Raw genomic sequence first — 18,202 nt, forward strand, 5'->3', positions numbered from 1 at the left:
GATAATCGTACTGACGAAGATATTGCGAAACTGTATCGATAACTGCTCCAGACTGACGCTGACTGGTAATTTTAGCCAGCTTCTTGCATTGCTTTGGAGCTTCAAAAAAGTGATTGTTAAAGAGGCCATGCTGTTATACACGTCCGCTGGCACAGAGCGGACGAGCTAACTGAGTTGAAGGTCCGAGAGGACGTCAGTCAGGGTAAGCCTGTGAGTCGCCCATTGAAGTGATTATCAGAAAATCAATCAGGGCCTTCACTCTTTTGGTTTTACCCGCGTTTTTTGGGTAATAGAGATATACCGGCGGATAGGTTTTCCAGTAGCTCTCCATCACGGGTATAAATTTCTCCCTGTCAGGCTGTAACTGCCAGACAGGCTCAAACAAACGCCCAATGCCCAGCCCGTTACGGATCCCGTCTGCCATAACGTCAATATCGTTGCTGATTAACTGCCCGGGCATCTCAACCGTCAACTGCTCTCCGCGATCGTTCAGAATCAACGGAAGGATGCGGTTGTTAGTGATAAAACGGTAGCCAATCAGCTTGTGTTGACTGAGGTCAGCCGGCACCTCGGGCATTCCATGCTCGCGAATATAAGTTGAGGATGCATATAACCCTTCACGAAAGGGTTTCATTAACGGCCGCGCCACCACCCCACCTTCGAGAATATCGCCAAAACGGATCCCAAGGTCAAAACGCTCTTCGATAACATTCACGGTACCGTCGTAGACCGATATTTCCAGCTGTATACCCGGATATTGCTGACAGAATTTCGCCATTGCAGGCTTAAGAATTAACAGATAGGCAAAACGCGAGAGCGTAATTCGCACCACACCAGAGGGCTCCTGATTCTGGTCGCGAATGCTTTCAAGCGAATGTTCCAGCGACTCCACCGCCGCAGCGGTCTGTTCCAGCAACAGCTGCCCGGTTTCCGTCAACTCAATACGGCGGGTCGTACGCACAAAAAGCGGATGGCCAATATGCTCTTCCAGCAGCTTTAGCGCATTGCTGACGGAGGGAGGCGTAATTTCCAGTTTTCTTGCGGCTGCCGAAATATTGCCCTCACGTGCAATGCTCTGAAAGATGCGTATCTGGTTATACAGGGCGTTATTCATAATGTTTTCCTAAAGCAATCTCCGCCTGATTATTAAGTACAGTCTAAAGATGCTTAAGTCAATGCCCCTCTAATCTTCCTGAAATACGCCTCTTATACTTTAGTCTCTTTCTACAACGACCTGAGTTCAGGAGACTATGATGCGAATTTTATGTCTGGATATCCCTGCACCTGGAGCATCGCTGGAAAAATATGCTCCGCACCTTAACGCTGAAGCGCTGCACGCCTGGGGATTGTATAAATCCGGCTTCATCCGCGACATCTACTTCCGTCAGGACCGACCTGGCGTCGCTATATTTCTTGAATGCGACTCTGTCGATGAAGCGATGAACGTAATGGCCGAATTCCCGCTGGCAAAAGCAGGCTTATTAAGCTTCGAGTGCATTCCGCTTGGCTCATTTATTAACTGGGAAAATCTCTTTGCCGCTGAATTTAAAAATAAATAATGAGGCCCGATATGAAACCTGCCGATAAACCCGTGCTGTGTGTCGTTTCCAGCCATCCGATTAAAGGCGCATCCGGTGTGCCGACCGGTTTTTTCCTAGCCGAGCTGACGCATCCGCTGAAAGTACTGGAAGATGCCGGACTAAAAACGACGATAGCCAGCATTCGCGGGGGACAGCCGCCGGTGGATGGATTTGACCTCAGTGACCCTGTCAACGCCTGGTACTGGAACGAAACCGATTTTCAGCAGCGCCTGGCATCAACACCTGCGTTATCCGGGCTGAACGGTACCGATTACAGCGCCGTTTTCTTTGCGGGCGGGCATGGAACCATGTGGGATTTTCGTGATAGCCAGGATGCCCAGCGTATTATCCGCGAAGTGTATGAAAGTAATGGGATTGTCTCAGCCGTCTGCCATGGACCTGCGGCACTGGTTGACGCAAAGCTCAGTAGCGGAGAATACCTGGTGAAAGGCAAAAACGTGGCGGCTTTTACCAACAAGGAAGAGGAAGAAGTTCACACCACAGATGTGGTTCCCTTCCTGCTTGAGACTGCACTCCGCGAGCACGGTGCGCTTCATCATGGAGCCCCGAACTGGTCTGAAAACGTGGTTCCCGACGGTCGCCTTATCACGGGGCAGAATCCCGCTTCAGCGCACGGTGTCGGTGTGGCGCTGTTAAATGCGCTCCGCCAGCCAACTTAATTCATTCATCTGTCTCTCACCGTTACTCACCCTCTTTGGCCGGTTTAAGTCAGCAACATTCCGGCCTTTTTTCAGGAGCTGAATATGAAAACTCTTCCTCCCGTCGCGCTGGGCACCTGGTCCTGGGGCACAGGCTTTGCCGGTGGCGACACTGTATTCGGTAATAATCTTTCTGATACTCAGATGGCAGAGGTGTTCACCACGGCCATGAGTAAGGGCCTCAATCTCTGGGATACCGCAGCAGTCTATGGCATGGGAAGTTCCGAGGCTGCGCTGGGAGCATTAGTCCGTCAGTTTGTTCGCGAGGACATGATTTTATCCACCAAATTCACGCCGCAGATTGCGGACGAACAGTCAGCGCAGCCTGTCAGCGATATGCTTGAGGCCAGCCTTGGACGCCTGGGCGTGGAAGCGATTGATATCTACTGGATCCACAATCCCCTTGACGTTGAGAAATGGACGCCAGAACTGATCCCACTCTTACAAGGCGGTAAGGTAAAACGCGTCGGTGTTTCCAACCACAATCTGGCACAAATCAGACGCGCCAACGAGATCCTTAACGCTTCCGGTTATTCCATCAGTGCAGTACAGAATCATTACAGCCTGCTCTATCGCGCCTCTGAAGAGGCCGGGATCCTTAAGTATTGCCGAGAAAATAACATCACGTTCTTTGCTTACATGGTCCTGGAGCAAGGCGCGCTTAGTGGTCGTTATGATTCGAATCATCCCATGCCTGCCGGGAGTGGCCGGGCCGAAAGTTATAACGCAGTGCTGCCGCAGATAGAGAGATTAACCACCGCCATGAAAAAAATGGGGGCCGAGAGGAATGCCAGCGTTGCACAGATAGCCATCGCATGGGCTATTGCGAAAGGTACCCTTCCACTCATCGGTGCGACTAAAGTCCATCACGTTCTGGACGCCGCCAGTACTTCAGATATCCAGTTACGCGATGAGGAAATCAGCCTGCTGGAACAACTCGCCGCAGAGACCAGAGTGGATACACGAGGCGCATGGGAAAAACCGATGGTGTAAACCCCGTCCGGGACAGACTGTCATGAATGTCACTCACGAGCGGTCTGTTCCGGGCGATCCTGATTTGCATCACTTTTACTGCTGTGTATGAAGGCTAAGAATATGAAAATCATTTGCCTCGAAGAACATTATCTCGACAGCGAGTTAGGACGAGCGTGTATGCCCGTTGCCCTTGAGCAGGCGCCTTTCCTTGGTGACTGGGGGAAAACCGTCGCTGATGGTCATCATCCGGACCGAAGCCGGCCGCAGATTGAAAAGAATGCCCAGATAAACCAGAAAGGCATTGATTTGGGAAACCGTCGCCTCCGGGATATGGATGAGGCGGGAATTACCATGCAGATCCTCTCTGTGGGGGGATTCCCCCAGCTGGCACCCGAGGATGAAGCGGTAACATTAAATATGGCGGCAAACGACCGCCTTGCCGGGGCGGTGAGCAATCACCCGGAACGCTTCGCGGCATTTGCCACCCTTCCCTGGGCACAGCCGGAAGAGGCTGAAAAAGAGCTTGTCCGCGCAGTTGAAGAACTAGGATTTAAAGGAGCACTGCTGAATGGCAGACCCTCTTCATGCTTTCTCGATCATCCTGACTATGACTCCCTGCTTTCCCGCTTTAATAAACTGAATGTGCCACTCTATCTTCATCCCGGATTACCGCTTAAAAGCGTACAGCAGGCCTACTTCACGGGCTTCAGCGCAGAGGTCAACGCCAGGCTTTCTATGTTTGGCTGGGGATGGCATCACGAAGCCGGGATCCATTTGTTACGGCTGATGTTATCGGGCGCATTTGATAAATATCCCAACCTGCAGGTAATCAGTGGCCACTGGGGGGAGATGTTACCCTTCTGGCTCCAGCGTCTTGATGACAGCCTACCACTGGCTGCAACGGGTCTGTCACGCACGCTAACGAGAACCTTCCAGGAACACGTTTACGTTACCCCGTCAGGTATGCTGACACTGCCGCACTTCCAGTTTATCTACGCGTTAATGGGTGCTGAAAGGATCCTGTTCTCCGTTGATTATCCCTATCAGACCCTGGACGGTGTAAAAACCTTTATAGACAGTCTGCCCGTCAACAAGGCTGAAAAAGAGGCCATCGCGTTTCGCAATGCAGAACGTTTACTGGGCATCACGGTTTAGTTCACCGGATCATGATGACTGGGCACAATAAGTTCGGCCGACCATTATTAGTTTTTGTCTAAAAGTGAATGAGCCTTTACTGCTCTAAAAAAAATAATATTGTCACTCTATACTGGGTTAAATATTCACCAAGACATTTAACTTATTGAAATGAAAAATATCCTTGTTATTTCCGGTCATCCTGAGCTGAACCATTCCGTCGCCAACGCCACTATCCTTGATGAAGTGGCGACCGCCCTTCCCGATGCTGAGATTCGTCGTCTGGACTGGCTCTATCCGGACGGCAAAATCAATATCGCTGCGGAGCAGGAAAGCCTGCTCAGGGCCGATGTGATTGTCTGGCAGTTCCCTTTTTCCTGGTATGGGCTGCCAGGATTAATGAAACAATGGCTCGATGAGGTCTTTGTTCACGGCTTCGCGCATGGCTCAACGGCGAAACTGGGCGGTAAAAAGCTGATCCTCTCCTTCACTACAGGGGCGCCACAGGCTCTCTATACCGCTGACGGTTTCTTTGGCCATACCATTGAAGAGTATCTTATTCCATTCGAGACCACGGCAAGGCTGTGCAATCTTGAGCTGCTGGCGCCGGTTTATACCTGCGGTATTAGCTACGCCGACCGGGATGCCGACAAAATCGCGCAGCAAAAAACGCTTGCCCGGGAGCACGCTTCAAGGCTTGTCGACCTGCTCAATACCGTCGTGAATAATCCGGAGGGAGAATAACGATGCAGTATACCCGGCTCGGTAAAAGTGACTTACTTGTCTCCCGCATCTGCATGGGGTGTATGGGGTTTGGCGATCCGTTGACGGGCCAGCACAGCTGGACGCTGGACGAAACAGCAAGCCGCGACATCATCCGCTACGGCCTCGAAAAGGGTATCAATTTTTACGATACCGCCATCGCCTATCAGAACGGCTCCAGCGAGCGATACGTTGGCCAGGCGCTGCGGGAGATGGCAAAACGCGAGGACGTGGTGCTGGCCACCAAGTTTCTGCCGCGAACCGCCGCGCAAGTTGCAGCGGGGATCGGCGGAAAAGAGGCAATAGCCCGATCGCTCGACCAGAGCCTTCAGAATCTGGGGATGGACTACATCGACCTCTACATCTACCACATCTGGGATTACAACACGCCAGTTATTGAGGTGCTTGAAGCACTTCATGCCGCCGTTACTGCGGGCAAAGTGCGAGCTATTGGTATTTCCAATTGCTATGCCTGGCAGCTGGCGAAAGCGAACGCCCTTGCCGAACGCGAAGGGCTGACGCCTTTTGTCTCTGTGCAAAGCCACTACAACCTGATTATGCGTGAAGATGAACGAGAGCTCTTCGGTCTGTGCGCTGAAGATGATATCGCAATGACGCCCTATAGCGCGCTCGCCAGCGGCCGTCTCGCCCGGAAAGAAGGCCACACGCGGCGAGCCACCGAGGATGCCTATGCCCGCGGAAAATATGACAGCACGTCTGAACAGGATCGGATCATTATCGAGCGCGTCGCCGAGCTTGCTGAACGACATCAGGTGTCCATGACGGAAATCTCACTCGCCTGGCTGCTGACAAAAGTCACGTCACCTGTCGTAGGGGCCACAAAAAAAGATCACGTCGATGGCTCGGTAAACGCAGTAAATCTTCAACTGAGCCCGGAGGAAATCCGGTTTCTGGAAGAAACCTACCAGCCGCATGTTCTGACGGGGATCATGGCGCAAAACACGCCGCAAACGAAAGCCGTTAAGCAGGTCTGGACGCGGTAGCCCTTATTCACTTTCATGAAATACCATCAGGAGGAAGGATGACTTTTAAAACAGCGGTAGCCTTTCTGTTCGCGCTCTCTGGGCTATCTTCAGCACTGGCGGCAACGCCTGCTTATTATATCGCAGAGTTTCAGGCAACCGACCGTGAAGCGATAAAACCGTACAGCGCTCAGGTTGAGTCAACTTTCAGGCCCTTTGGTGGACGCTTCATCGTCAGAGGAGGTGAACCCGATATTAAAGAAGGGTTCGGAGCACAGGGCCGACTGGTTGTTATTAAGTTTGAGAGTCTTAAAAATGCCCAGGACTGGTATAACTCGGCAGCGTACCAGAAGATCATCCCTATCCGTCACCGTGCCGGCAATTCGCGAACCTATATTGTCGAAGGATTACCGGAACTGACTCCTGTTACGCCATAGCGCTTTACTACCTTATTAAGACAAAGGAGGTTTTATGATGTGGTTACGTCAGCGCAGAGCAGCAGCATTGTTTTTGTTTGCATTTATCTTCCTCATGCCCGTCAGACATGCACATAGTCGTGAAAAAACCAACATTAAAACGCTCGTTATCGTCTCTCACCCTTATCCAGAGCGCTCAGTTCTGACAAAGGGGTTGCAGGAAGCCGCTGAGAGTCTGGAAGGCGTGACGGTTCGCAACCTTGAGACTTTGTATGGTTATGATACACGTCAGATTAATGGCGACGCGGAGCGAAAAATGATGCGTGAACACAGTCGTGTCGTTTTTATCTTCCCGACACACTGGTTCAATATTACGCCGATGATGAAGGCCTGGTTGAATGAAACCTGGGGGAGTGTCGGACCCGGTTTGTGGCAGGGAAAGGAGATGCTTGTAGTCAGTACGGCTGCGGGGGGAAGCTCTACTTACGGGCCGGACGGCAGGATCGGGGTATCGCTTGCGGATGTGTTTTTACCGATGAAGGCAAGCGCCCTGCACGCAGGTATGACGTGGCTTCCTCCCCTCGTCTTTGAGAGCGCCAGCAGCGATCGGTTACCTTCTTACCAACACCAACTTATAGAACGTCTTAAACAGTAATTTCAATAAAAGGATCATCGTGAAAAAGAGCCTTATTCTTTTAATTTGCATGCTAATAAGCAGCCCTGTCTTTGCAACAAAACCGGACGCGCCGAATAAGCCAGTGATGAATATCTTCGAGCTCGGCGTCAGGCCCGATAGGGACAACGACTTTGCAGACGTGGCCAGGCAGACGATTTCCGCTTCGGTTGATCATGAAGCAGGTACGCTGGCGATGTATGCCCTGCAACGCAACGACAATCCAGGTCAGGCATTCATGGTCGAACTCTATGAAAATGAGAGTGCTTATCGCAAACATCTCAATGCCGCCCCATACATAGCATTCGCTGCTCGTGCACCTGACATTATTGACAGGAAAAAGAAAATCACCCTGGAGCCACAGTTTCTGGGCGACAAACACATCATACCGAATGAGCGAACCATCAATAATCTGGTGATCGTCGAGGTAAAGCCTGAATTTCAGAGCGAATTTAAAAACATCGTCCTTCCTGAAATGGCCGAGTCGCTCAAAGTAGAGAAAGGCGTGTTAGCTATGTATGCCGCTACAGATTCAGAGACTCCAAATCGCTGGTATTTCTATGAGATTTACGCCAGTGAGGAGGATTATCAACTGCACCGACAAACGCCACACTTCCTGGATTACCTCAGGCAAACGGCGCATATGAGCGCCAGGAAGGACGCTATCCCGGTAAAACCGGTATTTCTTCGTAACAAAGGCGGAATCAAACAGGATCCGCACCGTTGACCAGTGAGGATTAACATGAAAAGCGTAATTGCAGCGGCGGCCATGTCGCTTGTTATTTCTGATTTTGCTAATGCTGAGGAAACAAGAGGTAAAGCTATGATGAAAATTGAACCTTCAGCGATTTCGGAAGCTGATATTCGTTCTGTCTCACCAGCTCTGGCGCGCTTTGGCCGAGAAACTATTACTGAAGATCTGTGGACACGCGATGCCCTCTCGCCCAGGGATCGTAGTATAGTGACCATCGCCATGCTAATTGCCAGAAACCAGCCTGGCGACCTTAAGCATTATATAGACATTGCCCTTGATACTGGCGTTACGCCAGCGGAGGTGTCAGAAATCATTACCCATCTGGCTTTCTACTCAGGTTGGCCAAATGCAATGTCAGCCGTCAGCGTGACCAAAGCGGTTTTTGAATCTCGTGGCGTCACAGCAGATGCACTTCCTGAAGCTTCTCCGGATCTGCTCCCCCTCAATCAGGAAGCAGAAAAGCAGCGTTCAGAAACAGTGGAAAAAAATGTTGGCCCAATATCTCCAGGCCTGGTTAAATTCACTGCTGACCCACTGTTCCTGGATCTCTGGCAAAGACCCGCGCTGAAACCCCGCGACAGAAGCCTGATTACGGTCAGCGCATTAATCGCATCAGGACAAAGTGCACAGATTGGCTATCACCTCAACAGAGCGATGGATAATGGACTTTCGGCCGAAGAGGCTGGTGAGGTCGTTACCCAGGCCGCATTCTACGCTGGGTGGCCAAATGCATTTACCGCTGCCCCGGTTGTGGGTGAGGTAGTACGTAATCGGTCGTCCAGTAAAGGATAAAATCTTCAGGAAGGACCCGCTTTTAGGGGGGCCTTCCGTATCTTTTTTCTGCCTCTTCATACAGAAAATCGTGGCTATCACCACGTAGTACACCTTAACCTGCCCGCAGATGGCTATCTCACAGTGATGTCAGTAAGGTCTGCTTTTGGCACAAAGGGGACTGTGATCACCCTTCTGATATCTCGTTTTCTGACTTCCTTCGTGACTTGCCCTAAGCATTTAGTAGTGCGATACTTGTAATGACATTTGTATTTACAAGGGGTGAGGGACATGGGTAGCATAAATCTGCGTATTGACGATGAACTTAAAGCGCGTTCTTACGCTGCGCTTGAAAAAATGGGTGTAACTCCCTCTGAGGCGCTTCGTCTCATGCTTGAATATATTGCTGACAATGAACGTTTGCCGTTCAAACAGATACTCCTGAGCGATGAGGATGCTGAGCTCGTGGAGATAGTGAAAGAGCGTCTTCGCAATCCTAAGCCAGTACGTGTGACGCTGGATGAGCTCTGATGGCGTATTTTCTGGATTTTGACGAGCGGGCACTAAAGGAATGGCGAAAGCTGGGCTCGACGGTACGTGAGCAGTTGAAAAAGAAGCTGGCTGAAGTGCTTGAGTCACCCCGAATTGAAGCGAACAAGCTTCGTGGAATGCCTGACTGCTACAAGATTAAGCGCCAGTCTTCAGGCTATCGTCTTGTATATCAGGTCATAGACGAAAAGGTTGTCGTCTTCGTGATTTCTGTTGGGAAAAGAGAGCGCTCGGAAGTTTATAGCGAGGCGGTAAAACGCATTCTCTGAAAAAAAGCAGGACATCTCTTTTTCGCAGTGAATGTGCCATTTCTGCTTTGTGTTGACACGATTGTAAGTACCGATTTTACTCGATAGATCAGAATCATGTGTACAGCTCCCTCCTCGGTAGACGATCCTGCCCTATAGCTTGAGCACAGGAAACACGTATGGGCACACCACGATTTACACATGAATTTCAGGAAGAAGCCGTCCATCAGATCACGGAGCGAGGTTATTACGTTGCCGAATTCTCTAACCGTCTGGGTGGGACTGCGCACAGCCTCTACAAGTGTTTACGGGTTATCAAGCCTGATAATACCGAACAGCATGCCCGGGATTTACTGGAAGCCAAAAGCGAGATCTTGACGCTCAGGGCACGCATCTCCAGGGGCGCATTTGCCTGTCGGCGTGTGGTTCGCGGGACTATAGGGAAGAGAAAAAACGTTTAGTAGGAGCAGAGGGATTTCAGGTACCTCTTGGTGCGAGTGTATAGCGTTTGCTATACACTATCATTGTGATATGCTTGTAAAGCAATTGCTATACAAGGAGCACACTCATGAAATCAGATGTCCAGCTCAACCTCAGAGCCAAGGAGTCTCAAAGAGCACTTATCGATGCTGCTGCAGAAATCCTTCATAAATCACGCACGGACTTTATACTTGAAATGGCGTGCCAGGCTGCTGAGAATGTGATCCTCGATCGTCGCGTATTCAATTTTAACGATGAGCAGTATGCTGAGTTTATCGATATGCTCGATGCGCCAGTCGCGGATGACGCTGCCATCAATAAACTCCTGGCAAGGAAACCTCAGTGGGACGTGTAACAGCACCAGAACCGTTATCCAGCTCCCATCAACTAGCAGAGTTCGTCAGTGGTGAGGCAGTACTTGATGACTGGCTTAAACAGAGAGGATTAAAAAACCAGGCTCTTGGTGCAGCACGAACGTTCGTTGTGTGTAAAACAGGAACGAAACAGGTTGCCGGTTTTTACTCTCTGGCCACCGGCAGCGTTAACCACGTGGAAGCAACGGGAAGCCTCAGGCGCAATATGCCAGATCCAATTCCCGTAATCATACTTGCTCGCCTGGCAGTCGATTTTTCATTCCGTGGTCAAGGGCTCGGGGCCGATTTACTGCATGATGCAGTTCTGCGTTGTTACCGTGTAGCTGAGAATATTGGAGTCCGTGCGATTATGGTTCATGCACTGACTGAAGAAGCCAAAAACTTTTATCTTCACCATGGCTTTAAGGCATCACAAACTCAGGAACGGACATTGTTTTTAAAGTTACCACAGTGAGGTTTGAGGAAGAAAGGGGGCTTGCTTGATATATAACACATTGATTTATAATTATTATATTATTTTATTTAACATAATCTTTGTTATGCGCACCAATAATGTAACTGCAATATTCTGATGTCACTTGATGACGTGACTGGTTGCCTGATGCACCTCCGCTTTGGTGAGGCTAAATCAGCCTTTGATTACATGATGGCCACCCGCGAGTATCTCGAGCACTACGGCAAGCCCCTGACGTTCTACAGCGACAAGCACGGTATTAGTCAATAATGGTGGTTCAACCACAACCTGCGTTACCCAGTTTGGAGGTGTGCTTTCTGAACTGGGGGCCGAGCTGATTTGTGCCAACAGTCCACAGACTAAAGGCCTAGTGGAGCGGGCAAATCAGACACTTCAGGATCGGCTTATCAAGGAAATGAGACTCATAACGGCATATGGAACGGAGTTTTTCTCAATGAACGATGTAAACCGAATCTGGATCCTCCGGGAAGTTATCGGCCAGCGTCTCACTACATGTCTCGCAGCCTGCCGGCTGGCGTTTTCTGACAGATACTGTCCGCCATTCACTTAAGTTTTTGAATCATCAGACCGATAGAATAAGCGGATGTAGACTGCAGCCAAAAAAAAGCCGGGCAAGCCCGGCAAATGGCATAAACGCGATAACATCATTTATTTTTTTAAGGGATCACGTTGGAGAAAATACCTCAATTAATTTAAAAAATTAACCATTAATATATTAGAAATGTCTGATTTTACGTCGACTTCAGTTATCCCATTGAATTTCGTCTCATAATCAAGAAACTTCCAGACCATTGATGCTCTGAGCGCGCGTGTCCTTAAACTCTCCATGATCTGAGTTTTACAGCAACTGCCAGTTTTCAAAGCGCTTCTCTGTACTGAAATGATCACTGCTGGACGTCAATCGGATGGCATGTCTTTCGTTTCGGTATCGATATCGAACGCTTTGATTATGTGTCTGTTACCTGAGGGAAATAATGCTGCCGAGCCCACTGACTTTTCAGGGTGAAGGTTGAGAAAATATTTTCTCTTAAAATTTGTTTAGGTTTCATTCAAAAATGATTTGTTAGATTTTGGCTGCGGTCAGATTGACATGATCTGACTAACTGTCCGTTGTTAAATCACGGATTAACATTAACGTGATTGAGAGAGTAATACACCAGGAAGCTTGAAATTATAAGGTCATCAATAATATAAATTTTCAGCTTATTTCACAGATCATAAAATAGAGTTAGAACATTACGTTTTTATGTTGATAGCCATTCCATTGACTTTTATAGGCATAGCCACAACTAACAATGGAATCAGTGAGTGTTCTCTTATTGACTGGAATAGGCTCTTATTTTAATGCCGGTTCAAGGATGAAAGGGTTGTCAGTATGAATGACAATTCTGTAGCCATTCATGTTTTTCGCCGACATAGGCATTTTGAATGCTTCGTCGAAACGATCTTACCTGTAACCGGATAATAAAAATCTCTAAACCAGAGCCCGCGAAAGGGTGGAAGAAAAGAGCATGAATAAAGCATTACTCGTCGACCAGCTTCGTAACGCATCGCACCCGTCGGTGTTGCATAAGATCGCGCAGCAAGTTAAAAACTTGCATCCTGCCGATTTAGCAGAAATCTTGAATGAGCTCAGCATCAGCCAAACATTACTGATCCTCAGCCGTCTCGGATCGCACCATCGAGCAATGGTATTCAGCCATTTCTCCGATACGCGTCAGAACAATCTGCTTCAGCAAATGTCCCGTGAGGTGATGACCGCACTGTTTGAGCATCTTCCATCAGATGTTCGGGCTGATATTTATAACCGGATGAACGATCGGGTGCGCCGTGATTTACTGTCTGCACTGCCGAAAGCACAGCGTGAAGATATGTTGCGTATGTCTTTGCATCCTGAAGGCACCACTGGGTCAGAAATGTCCTCTGATTTTATCACCGTATCGGCGGAAATGACGGTGGGACATGCTCTGAAGCACATCCGTTCGACAGCTTCAGAGAAGGAGACTATTTATATTATTTATGTTCTTGATAGTCAGGGTGGTCTGAACGGAACCGTTTCACTTCGCGAGATGCTCGTGGCCAGCGACGGGTTAATGATGAAGGAAATCATGCGTCCTGATCCAGTCTCAGTAAAGGTTGACTGGCCTAAAGAGCGAGCGGCAGAGCTCATCCGTCATTACAATCTTTTGGCACTGCCCGTGCTGAACGATGAGGGAAAGATGCTTGGTATCATGACGATGGACGATGCCATGGACATTGAAAAAGAACAGGATGTTCGACAGTTGGCCCGTTTCGGAGGGACAACGCTTGGTGAAACAAGTGACCTCGACATCATGACATCCCCTTTTCACCAGATGTTTCGCGTCAGGGTTTTCTGGCTGGCGCTGCTGACAGTGTTTGGGGTTATTGCCAGCAACTTCGTGGCGGCTCAGGAAGAGATCCTGTCAGAAATTGTGATTCTGGCTGCCTTTCTTGCTCCCGTGATTGATATGGGGGGAAACACTGGCAGCCAGTCAGCTACGCTGGTTATTCGCGGGATGGCACTCGGCGAAATCAAATTGAAGTGGCGATATGTTTGGCTCGTGATCCGTCGGGAATTACCTGTTGTCATGGGCCTTGGGCTGGTTATCGCCTTGCTCGAGGTGGCCCTTGCACAACTCTCCAAAGGGGTGGGTGTGGACGTCATGCTTGTGGTAGGTCTCAGTATGCTGGTCTGCACAATTTTGGGCGGAATCATAGGCGCGCTGTTGCCCTTTGTTGCCCGTCGGATTGGCACCGATCCAGCCACCCTCTCTTCTCCGCTGATCACCTCCATTATGGATCTGTTGGGTGTGTTTATCTATTTCGGTTTTTCCTGGCTTCTGCTCGGCGAGCTGCTTACTCAGGCGGGCTAAATATCCGAGTCAGTTGCTTGTTGTGGAGACCTTAAATATTTTGGGTGTTGTCTCCTCTCTTTTTATAAATAGCTGATACCACAAGGACATCTGATGTCTACTATTAACCGTACCGTAAAACAAGTTAAGCCTGCTGCATTTTTATCGCTGGTTTTTGTGCCTTTCGAAATTAATGCCGTGGAAATTTATAATAAAGATAAAACTCGAGTAGAAATTCTTGGGGAAATTAATGCCTATCATCAATTATCTTCTGACAACGATGAAAGAGGCGATGAAACGTATGCCCGTTTGAGTTTTTTAGGTGAGATGCCTTTAAATGATCAATTATCAGGTTATGGTTTTTTTGAATATAACGCTCAGAGTAATGATGTTGAGGAGAAGAGTGACTCTTCAGTTTGGTTGTCTTATACCGGACTAAAAGCAGAATCAGGCCTATCTGTTGACTATGGCAGAAATGAAGGGCTGCTTTATGATACTGCGGTGTGGACCGACGTATTGCCTGTCTTCGGCAATGATACCTACACTGAAGAAGATAATTTCATGGCAGGGCGTGCCAGTAATCTGACGACTCTGAGGATCCCGGATGCTCTTGGAAAGGTTGAAGGTCTTGATTTTGCCATACAGTATCAAGGTCAGAATCAAGGCTCGAGAGACCTCACGCGGAAAAATGGTCAGGGCTGGGCATATTCCGCCAGCTTTGAATCAGAATATGGTTTTTCATTATCAGCGGCCTATATGCGATCCGGACGCACAGACGAGCAAAAAAGACAGATTATGGATCTGGGAGAACATGCTGAAGCATGGGCCACATCGCTGAAGTATGAAGATTCGGCATTCTACTTCGCAACGACCTGGGGAGAGACGCACAATATGACGGCATTCAATGATGGCTCGGTGGCACCTAAAACAAAAAATCTTGAGGTTGTTGCGCAGTATCTGTTTGAGTCCGGGCTTCGTCCGTCCATCGGCTGGCTTCAGTCAGTCGCTTACACGCCAGAGTTTTCCCGTTTTGACAGAGTGAAGTATCTTGACCTGGCGTTGTTTTATGAACTCAGTGATCACTTCATTCTCTACGCGGAGCATAAAATAAACCGTCTGAACGGTTCGTTGGATGCAGTAAAAGCCCGTGAGTTGAGTTCTTCCAATATCACCGCAGCCGGAATGGTATATAACTTCTGATGAGTTTTTGTCTATCACTGTTACAAGTCGAGTGGACATGAAATTCATGTGAGTCTTATTGTGTCGGGGTTACGTTAAAGTGGCTAGGGTTCTTCAGTCAAGGGAACGTGATCTGCGACTCATATTGCGTCAGCCCACTGCTTAAGTGTAGGGAGTGGTTGGCAGGTAGCGTTCATCCGCTGCAATCACGAGGATCTTATGGCTACCGGTATACCGCTTCGGGTAATCAGCCCCGCTGAGATCGGAGACCGGGCTGGTAAACTGACTGAGCGAATACGCGGAGGGAAAGAAGGCATTCTGTTCAGCAGGATTGGTTTGGGGCTGTTTACGGGTATCATCCGTCATGGTTCATCCTCATCCGGAAAAATTAAAGCAATCTGCCGTAACCGTAAGGACATCCCTGATGTCCGCAGGTGCCTGAGACTGCTAAGCGTAGCAGTCCTGTCACGACGGATAAGGGTAAATAATCCGTAATCTGCAACCTGTCTCCCCTGCTCCGCCGGACATGACATCCGGCGACAGCAACGCTCCTGTGAATACTCCCCCTCACCACAGACCTGTCCGCCTTCTCTGCTCTAGTGTCCCGGCCCCTCACATTCTGTCCGGATCCCGGCCAGACGGTTTACCGTGAACACACCTCATCCCCGGAGGCGAAATTCACCCCGGGAATCCCCATGCCCATCATGAATACCACAGGGTGTGCTTCCCCCTTTCCGGTGAGGCAGGGTCAGTGCGTCATCCGGTCATCGTGACGTTGAACTCGCCGGCTAAAGGAGATGCTGATACTGGTTACTCGCCAGGCATCACGAAGCGGTCACCTCCTGGTGGTTCCTGAGCCACATTCCACATTAATTTCTTCTTCAATAACCGACGATACGTTGTGTTCAACCAGATTTTTAAACTTACGCTTCATCATAATGCCCTGAGGAGCACAGTCGTTTGATTCTGCAATCTGTAAGGCTGCGCTGTAGGCTTTATAACAGTGGCTGGTCTCTTCAACCTCCCGCTTGCAGCGGCTGAAGTCATTAAAGATCGTGTCAGGGTGTTTGACCAGCTCGTGGATCTCACCGTTGTGATGGATATGAGCGAGCACCGCGGGAAAAAAAATTTCACGCCCGCTAGGACCGTGGCCACCGATGATGTGCTCATTACCGTTAATCGTCACCAACAGCAGAGGCATCCCTCTGAGACCCCTCTGGTTTAAAAGCTGCTTCACTTTCGCGATCCTCGCATCCGTCATGCGACGCAGTGCTTCATCCGTATCAGGCATCCGGATAACGCGATCATACTGAATCCCGGAAGGGTTTTTACGGTCCAAGACCTAGACTATATCCCCCACCACGTCAGGAAGCGACGTGTCTCGCCCCCAGACATCGTGAAGCAGTGGCTACATCGCCAAGGCGTGAACAGAACCAGGATAGTGTTCAATGGGTACCGATGTAACGAGCGCTGCAGTAAAGCAACTGGCGTAATACACCGGGGATGATTGGATCTTAAACTGACATCCCTCAGCCCGGTAAAAGGTGACTTTTGATGCTGACTCTTTGAGCTGTTGTGTCTTGTCGGTTCACGGTATGAGTCCTTAACCGACAGCAATCAGGATGATGTCAGTTTACCTCATAGTCAGGTTGGGGCTGAGGAACTGGCAGTACGCAGACACAGGGCAATACATGTGATGAGAGGCTAACAAAACTGTAAAAGCTCAGTTGAGGGTGTTTGTAGTTTTGAGTACAAGATTAATATGTTACGTATAGGTTGCGTTTAAGGTTAGATGGTTAAAATGTATTTATTCAGATCATAAAGCATTTTTTAGACGAGAGGTATTTCTATCGAAATACAATAGACGGAGGGATAATTATGTTAGGCAACATGGATTTATTCATTGCAATACTCGGAGCTTGTGTTTTTCTCGGGTTTATTGCTGCATGGTTAAGTTTGAAATGGGATGATTAATGAGAGTTGAGGCACCACTACCTATGTAGGCTCCTGAATAACACTATTCAGGAGCCTATGTCATTTTAATTCGTAACACCTGTCGCATATCTCATTTCTTCACTATTTCTGCATTAACACCAAAAAAACACCAGAAAATAACATCAATAATATTTATACTCTTGATGGTTTCATCTTATGTAAATTAACGTATGGCTACCCCTCCCTTTCGATTAAGTTGTACATAATTTGTGTCATCAGTTTCTGATGTTTTGCAAAAAGCAATAGATCCTATCTGTAATTGATCAATTGATTTTCGCTAACGAAACCCTGATGTACTCAGCCAAAAATAAACTGCGAAACGTTGAAGTGAAAGCAGATGATGATTTTCCCTTCAGTAAAACTACCTGACGTGGTTTGTGTCATCTGATTTGTACAAGTGAGATGGATAAATCACGTCGTAAAACCGGTTAGCTCTGTGTCAGCATCGCATGTCATATCTATGCATTCTTTCTTTTCAATTTTAAACAACGGTCAAACGGATTGCGTTTAAAATGCAGCACGGGATATCTTAACTACATTGATCACAAAGGATTATTCGATAAAATTAACTAATTACTAATCGTTTTAAATCATTTTAGTCCTTGCTTAACAACATAAGACTGTATACTTTGTGAACAAATTTCGTACACTTTTCACCCTGAGATATAATGTTTATAAAAATTTTTTTTACGCGCATCCTGATTCTGCTCCCATTCGTCTTCTCCAGCTCAGTGCTCTCTTCTCCAATTCGAAGTAACCCGGAGGAGATAAGATTATTTTTTGAAAATGAAATTCGTACGAAGATCCTTATGGAATATGCCCAGTGGGAAGGTGTGAAATATCGATTAGGAGGAACCTCAAAAAAGGGAATTGATTGCTCCTCTCTAATGCAGGAGATTTTTAACAATGCTTTTGGCGATATACTTAATACCCCTCTACCACGTACAACTTCAGCACAAATTAAGCATGGCTCAAAGACATTTCGCGAAGACCTGCGCCCAGGCGATCTTATTTTTTTCCATATAACAAATGTAGAACGTCATGTTGGCGTTTATATCGGAGATAATCGCTTTATTCATGCATCAACCAGCAAAGGTGTTAAGATTTCCAGTTTGCAGAGTCAATATTGGATAGAAAAATTCACCACAGCGCGGCGAGTTTTACTGTGATAAAATCTTTATCAATTTATAGTCTCATCACAGGCCCACTCATCCTTGATCAGTACTCAATAGAACACTTCCCATAAGGAATGATATAGACAG

20 protein-coding genes and 3 pseudogenes are annotated in these 18,202 nt (G+C 48.3%); 20 read left to right on the plus strand and 3 right to left on the minus strand.

What is annotated here, in order from left to right:
- Nucleotides 1-193 precede the first annotated feature (193 nt).
- A complete protein-coding gene (locus KW829_RS16535) occupies nucleotides 194-1,114 on the minus strand; it encodes a LysR family transcriptional regulator (RefSeq protein ID WP_218308642.1) in 921 nt (306 codons plus the stop codon).
- A 139-nt stretch (nucleotides 1,115-1,253) separates the two neighbouring features.
- Here KW829_RS16535 and KW829_RS16540 point away from each other — a divergent pair, with 139 nt between their 5' ends.
- From KW829_RS16540 to KW829_RS16625, 18 genes and pseudogenes are all read left to right on the plus strand, one after another.
- Nucleotides 1,254-1,559 carry a hypothetical protein gene (locus tag KW829_RS16540; protein ID WP_045910563.1) on the plus strand — a complete coding sequence of 102 codons (306 nt, stop codon included), beginning with the start codon at nucleotides 1,254-1,256 and terminating at the stop codon, nucleotides 1,557-1,559.
- Nucleotides 1,560-1,570: 11 nt separating this feature from the next.
- Entirely contained in the window at nucleotides 1,571-2,260 is a 690-nt protein-coding gene (locus KW829_RS16545) for a type 1 glutamine amidotransferase domain-containing protein (RefSeq protein ID WP_218308643.1), read from the plus strand.
- Between the two features lie 84 nt (nucleotides 2,261-2,344).
- Nucleotides 2,345-3,292, plus strand: a complete 948-nt coding sequence (locus KW829_RS16550; protein WP_218308644.1) for an aldo/keto reductase — start codon at nucleotides 2,345-2,347, stop codon at nucleotides 3,290-3,292.
- Nucleotides 3,293-3,394: 102 nt separating this feature from the next.
- A complete protein-coding gene (locus KW829_RS16555; protein ID WP_218308645.1) occupies nucleotides 3,395-4,429 on the plus strand; it encodes an amidohydrolase family protein in 1,035 nt (344 codons plus the stop codon).
- Nucleotides 4,430-4,579: 150 nt separating this feature from the next.
- Complete coding sequence (locus KW829_RS16560; protein WP_218308646.1) at nucleotides 4,580-5,152, plus strand: NAD(P)H-dependent oxidoreductase; 573 nt, start codon at nucleotides 4,580-4,582, stop codon at nucleotides 5,150-5,152.
- A gap of 2 nt (nucleotides 5,153-5,154) precedes the next feature.
- The gene (locus KW829_RS16565) at nucleotides 5,155-6,174 is read left to right on the plus strand and encodes an aldo/keto reductase (protein WP_218308647.1); all 1,020 of its coding nucleotides are present in this window, start codon (nucleotides 5,155-5,157) and stop codon (nucleotides 6,172-6,174) included.
- 38 nt (nucleotides 6,175-6,212) lie between these two features.
- On the plus strand, nucleotides 6,213-6,590 hold the full coding sequence (locus KW829_RS16570; RefSeq protein ID WP_218308648.1) for a DUF1330 domain-containing protein: 378 nt from the start codon (nucleotides 6,213-6,215) through the stop codon (nucleotides 6,588-6,590).
- Between the two features lie 37 nt (nucleotides 6,591-6,627).
- Nucleotides 6,628-7,224 (plus strand): NAD(P)H-dependent oxidoreductase, encoded by a 597-nt coding sequence (locus KW829_RS16575; protein WP_163387510.1) that lies wholly within the window; start codon nucleotides 6,628-6,630, stop codon nucleotides 7,222-7,224.
- Nucleotides 7,225-7,273: 49 nt separating this feature from the next.
- The gene (locus KW829_RS16580; protein ID WP_163387512.1) at nucleotides 7,274-7,969 is read left to right on the plus strand and encodes a putative quinol monooxygenase; all 696 of its coding nucleotides are present in this window, start codon (nucleotides 7,274-7,276) and stop codon (nucleotides 7,967-7,969) included.
- 15 nt (nucleotides 7,970-7,984) lie between these two features.
- Nucleotides 7,985-8,788: a carboxymuconolactone decarboxylase family protein gene (locus KW829_RS16585; RefSeq protein ID WP_218308649.1), complete on the plus strand. Its 804-nt coding sequence runs from the start codon at nucleotides 7,985-7,987 to the stop codon at nucleotides 8,786-8,788.
- 270 nt (nucleotides 8,789-9,058) lie between these two features.
- Nucleotides 9,059-9,298: a type II toxin-antitoxin system antitoxin RelB gene (gene relB, locus KW829_RS16590; RefSeq protein WP_182947005.1), complete on the plus strand. Its 240-nt coding sequence runs from the start codon at nucleotides 9,059-9,061 to the stop codon at nucleotides 9,296-9,298.
- Entirely contained in the window at nucleotides 9,298-9,585 is a 288-nt protein-coding gene (gene relE / locus KW829_RS16595; protein ID WP_218308650.1) for a type II toxin-antitoxin system mRNA interferase RelE, read from the plus strand. The genes relB and relE overlap by 1 nt, the downstream gene beginning before the upstream one ends.
- A gap of 158 nt (nucleotides 9,586-9,743) precedes the next feature.
- A pseudogene (locus KW829_RS16600) lies at nucleotides 9,744-9,965 on the plus strand (transposase); the annotation flags it as partial.
- A gap of 167 nt (nucleotides 9,966-10,132) precedes the next feature.
- Nucleotides 10,133-10,399, plus strand: coding sequence for a DUF1778 domain-containing protein (locus tag KW829_RS16605; RefSeq protein WP_014172304.1), 267 nt, complete (start codon nucleotides 10,133-10,135; stop codon nucleotides 10,397-10,399).
- A complete protein-coding gene (locus KW829_RS16610; RefSeq protein WP_218308651.1) occupies nucleotides 10,387-10,872 on the plus strand; it encodes a GNAT family N-acetyltransferase in 486 nt (161 codons plus the stop codon). The genes KW829_RS16605 and KW829_RS16610 overlap by 13 nt, the downstream gene beginning before the upstream one ends.
- A 105-nt stretch (nucleotides 10,873-10,977) precedes the next feature.
- Nucleotides 10,978-11,296, plus strand: a pseudogene (locus tag KW829_RS16615) (ISNCY family transposase); the annotation flags it as partial.
- 1,108 nt (nucleotides 11,297-12,404) lie between these two features.
- Nucleotides 12,405-13,787, plus strand: a complete 1,383-nt coding sequence (gene mgtE, locus KW829_RS16620; protein ID WP_218308652.1) for a magnesium transporter — start codon at nucleotides 12,405-12,407, stop codon at nucleotides 13,785-13,787.
- Between the two features lie 93 nt (nucleotides 13,788-13,880).
- Entirely contained in the window at nucleotides 13,881-14,966 is a 1,086-nt protein-coding gene (locus KW829_RS16625; RefSeq protein ID WP_218308653.1) for a porin, read from the plus strand.
- A gap of 156 nt (nucleotides 14,967-15,122) precedes the next feature.
- On the opposite strand, the pseudogene KW829_RS16630 reads toward KW829_RS16625, so the two are convergent.
- Both KW829_RS16630 and KW829_RS16635 read right to left on the minus strand, forming a co-directional pair.
- Nucleotides 15,123-15,311, minus strand: a pseudogene (locus tag KW829_RS16630) (protein deglycase HchA); the annotation flags it as partial.
- Between the two features lie 469 nt (nucleotides 15,312-15,780).
- A complete protein-coding gene (locus KW829_RS16635; RefSeq protein WP_218308654.1) occupies nucleotides 15,781-16,284 on the minus strand; it encodes a hypothetical protein in 504 nt (167 codons plus the stop codon).
- A gap of 551 nt (nucleotides 16,285-16,835) precedes the next feature.
- On the opposite strand from KW829_RS16635, the gene mgtS reads away from it, so the two are divergent.
- Together mgtS and KW829_RS16645 are read left to right on the plus strand one after the other, a co-directional pair.
- On the plus strand, nucleotides 16,836-16,919 hold the full coding sequence (mgtS, locus tag KW829_RS16640; protein WP_371317577.1) for a protein MgtS: 84 nt from the start codon (nucleotides 16,836-16,838) through the stop codon (nucleotides 16,917-16,919).
- A gap of 689 nt (nucleotides 16,920-17,608) precedes the next feature.
- Nucleotides 17,609-18,109, plus strand: a complete 501-nt coding sequence (locus tag KW829_RS16645) for an NlpC/P60 family protein (RefSeq protein WP_218308656.1) — start codon at nucleotides 17,609-17,611, stop codon at nucleotides 18,107-18,109.
- Nucleotides 18,110-18,202 lie beyond the last annotated feature (93 nt).

Origin of the sequence: Enterobacter sp. ENT02, from assembly GCF_019219165.1 — a bacterium.
Classification (GTDB): domain Bacteria; phylum Pseudomonadota; class Gammaproteobacteria; order Enterobacterales; family Enterobacteriaceae; genus Enterobacter; species Enterobacter mori.

Excerpts from the sequence above, each read along its gene's own strand:
- mgtS (WP_371317577.1), top strand. The coding sequence starts at position 16,836 with ATGGATTTATTCATTGCAATACTCGGAGCTTGTGTTTTTCTCGGGTTT.
- mgtE (WP_218308652.1), top strand. The coding sequence starts at position 12,405 with ATGAATAAAGCATTACTCGTCGACCAGCTTCGTAACGCATCGCACCCG.
- KW829_RS16575 (WP_163387510.1), top strand. The coding sequence starts at position 6,628 with ATGTGGTTACGTCAGCGCAGAGCAGCAGCATTGTTTTTGTTTGCATTT.
- KW829_RS16555 (WP_218308645.1), top strand. The coding sequence starts at position 3,395 with ATGAAAATCATTTGCCTCGAAGAACATTATCTCGACAGCGAGTTAGGA.
- KW829_RS16570 (WP_218308648.1), top strand. The coding sequence starts at position 6,213 with ATGACTTTTAAAACAGCGGTAGCCTTTCTGTTCGCGCTCTCTGGGCTA.
- KW829_RS16560 (WP_218308646.1), top strand. The coding sequence starts at position 4,580 with ATGAAAAATATCCTTGTTATTTCCGGTCATCCTGAGCTGAACCATTCC.
- KW829_RS16625 (WP_218308653.1), top strand. The coding sequence starts at position 13,881 with ATGTCTACTATTAACCGTACCGTAAAACAAGTTAAGCCTGCTGCATTT.
- KW829_RS16550 (WP_218308644.1), top strand. The coding sequence starts at position 2,345 with ATGAAAACTCTTCCTCCCGTCGCGCTGGGCACCTGGTCCTGGGGCACA.
- relB (WP_182947005.1), top strand. The coding sequence starts at position 9,059 with ATGGGTAGCATAAATCTGCGTATTGACGATGAACTTAAAGCGCGTTCT.
- KW829_RS16545 (WP_218308643.1), top strand. The coding sequence starts at position 1,571 with ATGAAACCTGCCGATAAACCCGTGCTGTGTGTCGTTTCCAGCCATCCG.
- KW829_RS16585 (WP_218308649.1), top strand. The coding sequence starts at position 7,985 with ATGAAAAGCGTAATTGCAGCGGCGGCCATGTCGCTTGTTATTTCTGAT.
- KW829_RS16645 (WP_218308656.1), top strand. The coding sequence starts at position 17,609 with ATGTTTATAAAAATTTTTTTTACGCGCATCCTGATTCTGCTCCCATTC.
- KW829_RS16540 (WP_045910563.1), top strand. The coding sequence starts at position 1,254 with ATGCGAATTTTATGTCTGGATATCCCTGCACCTGGAGCATCGCTGGAA.
- KW829_RS16535 (WP_218308642.1), bottom strand. The coding sequence starts at position 1,114 with ATGAATAACGCCCTGTATAACCAGATACGCATCTTTCAGAGCATTGCA.
- KW829_RS16565 (WP_218308647.1), top strand. The coding sequence starts at position 5,155 with ATGCAGTATACCCGGCTCGGTAAAAGTGACTTACTTGTCTCCCGCATC.
- KW829_RS16580 (WP_163387512.1), top strand. The coding sequence starts at position 7,274 with ATGCTAATAAGCAGCCCTGTCTTTGCAACAAAACCGGACGCGCCGAAT.
- KW829_RS16605 (WP_014172304.1), top strand. The coding sequence starts at position 10,133 with ATGAAATCAGATGTCCAGCTCAACCTCAGAGCCAAGGAGTCTCAAAGA.
- relE (WP_218308650.1), top strand. The coding sequence starts at position 9,298 with ATGGCGTATTTTCTGGATTTTGACGAGCGGGCACTAAAGGAATGGCGA.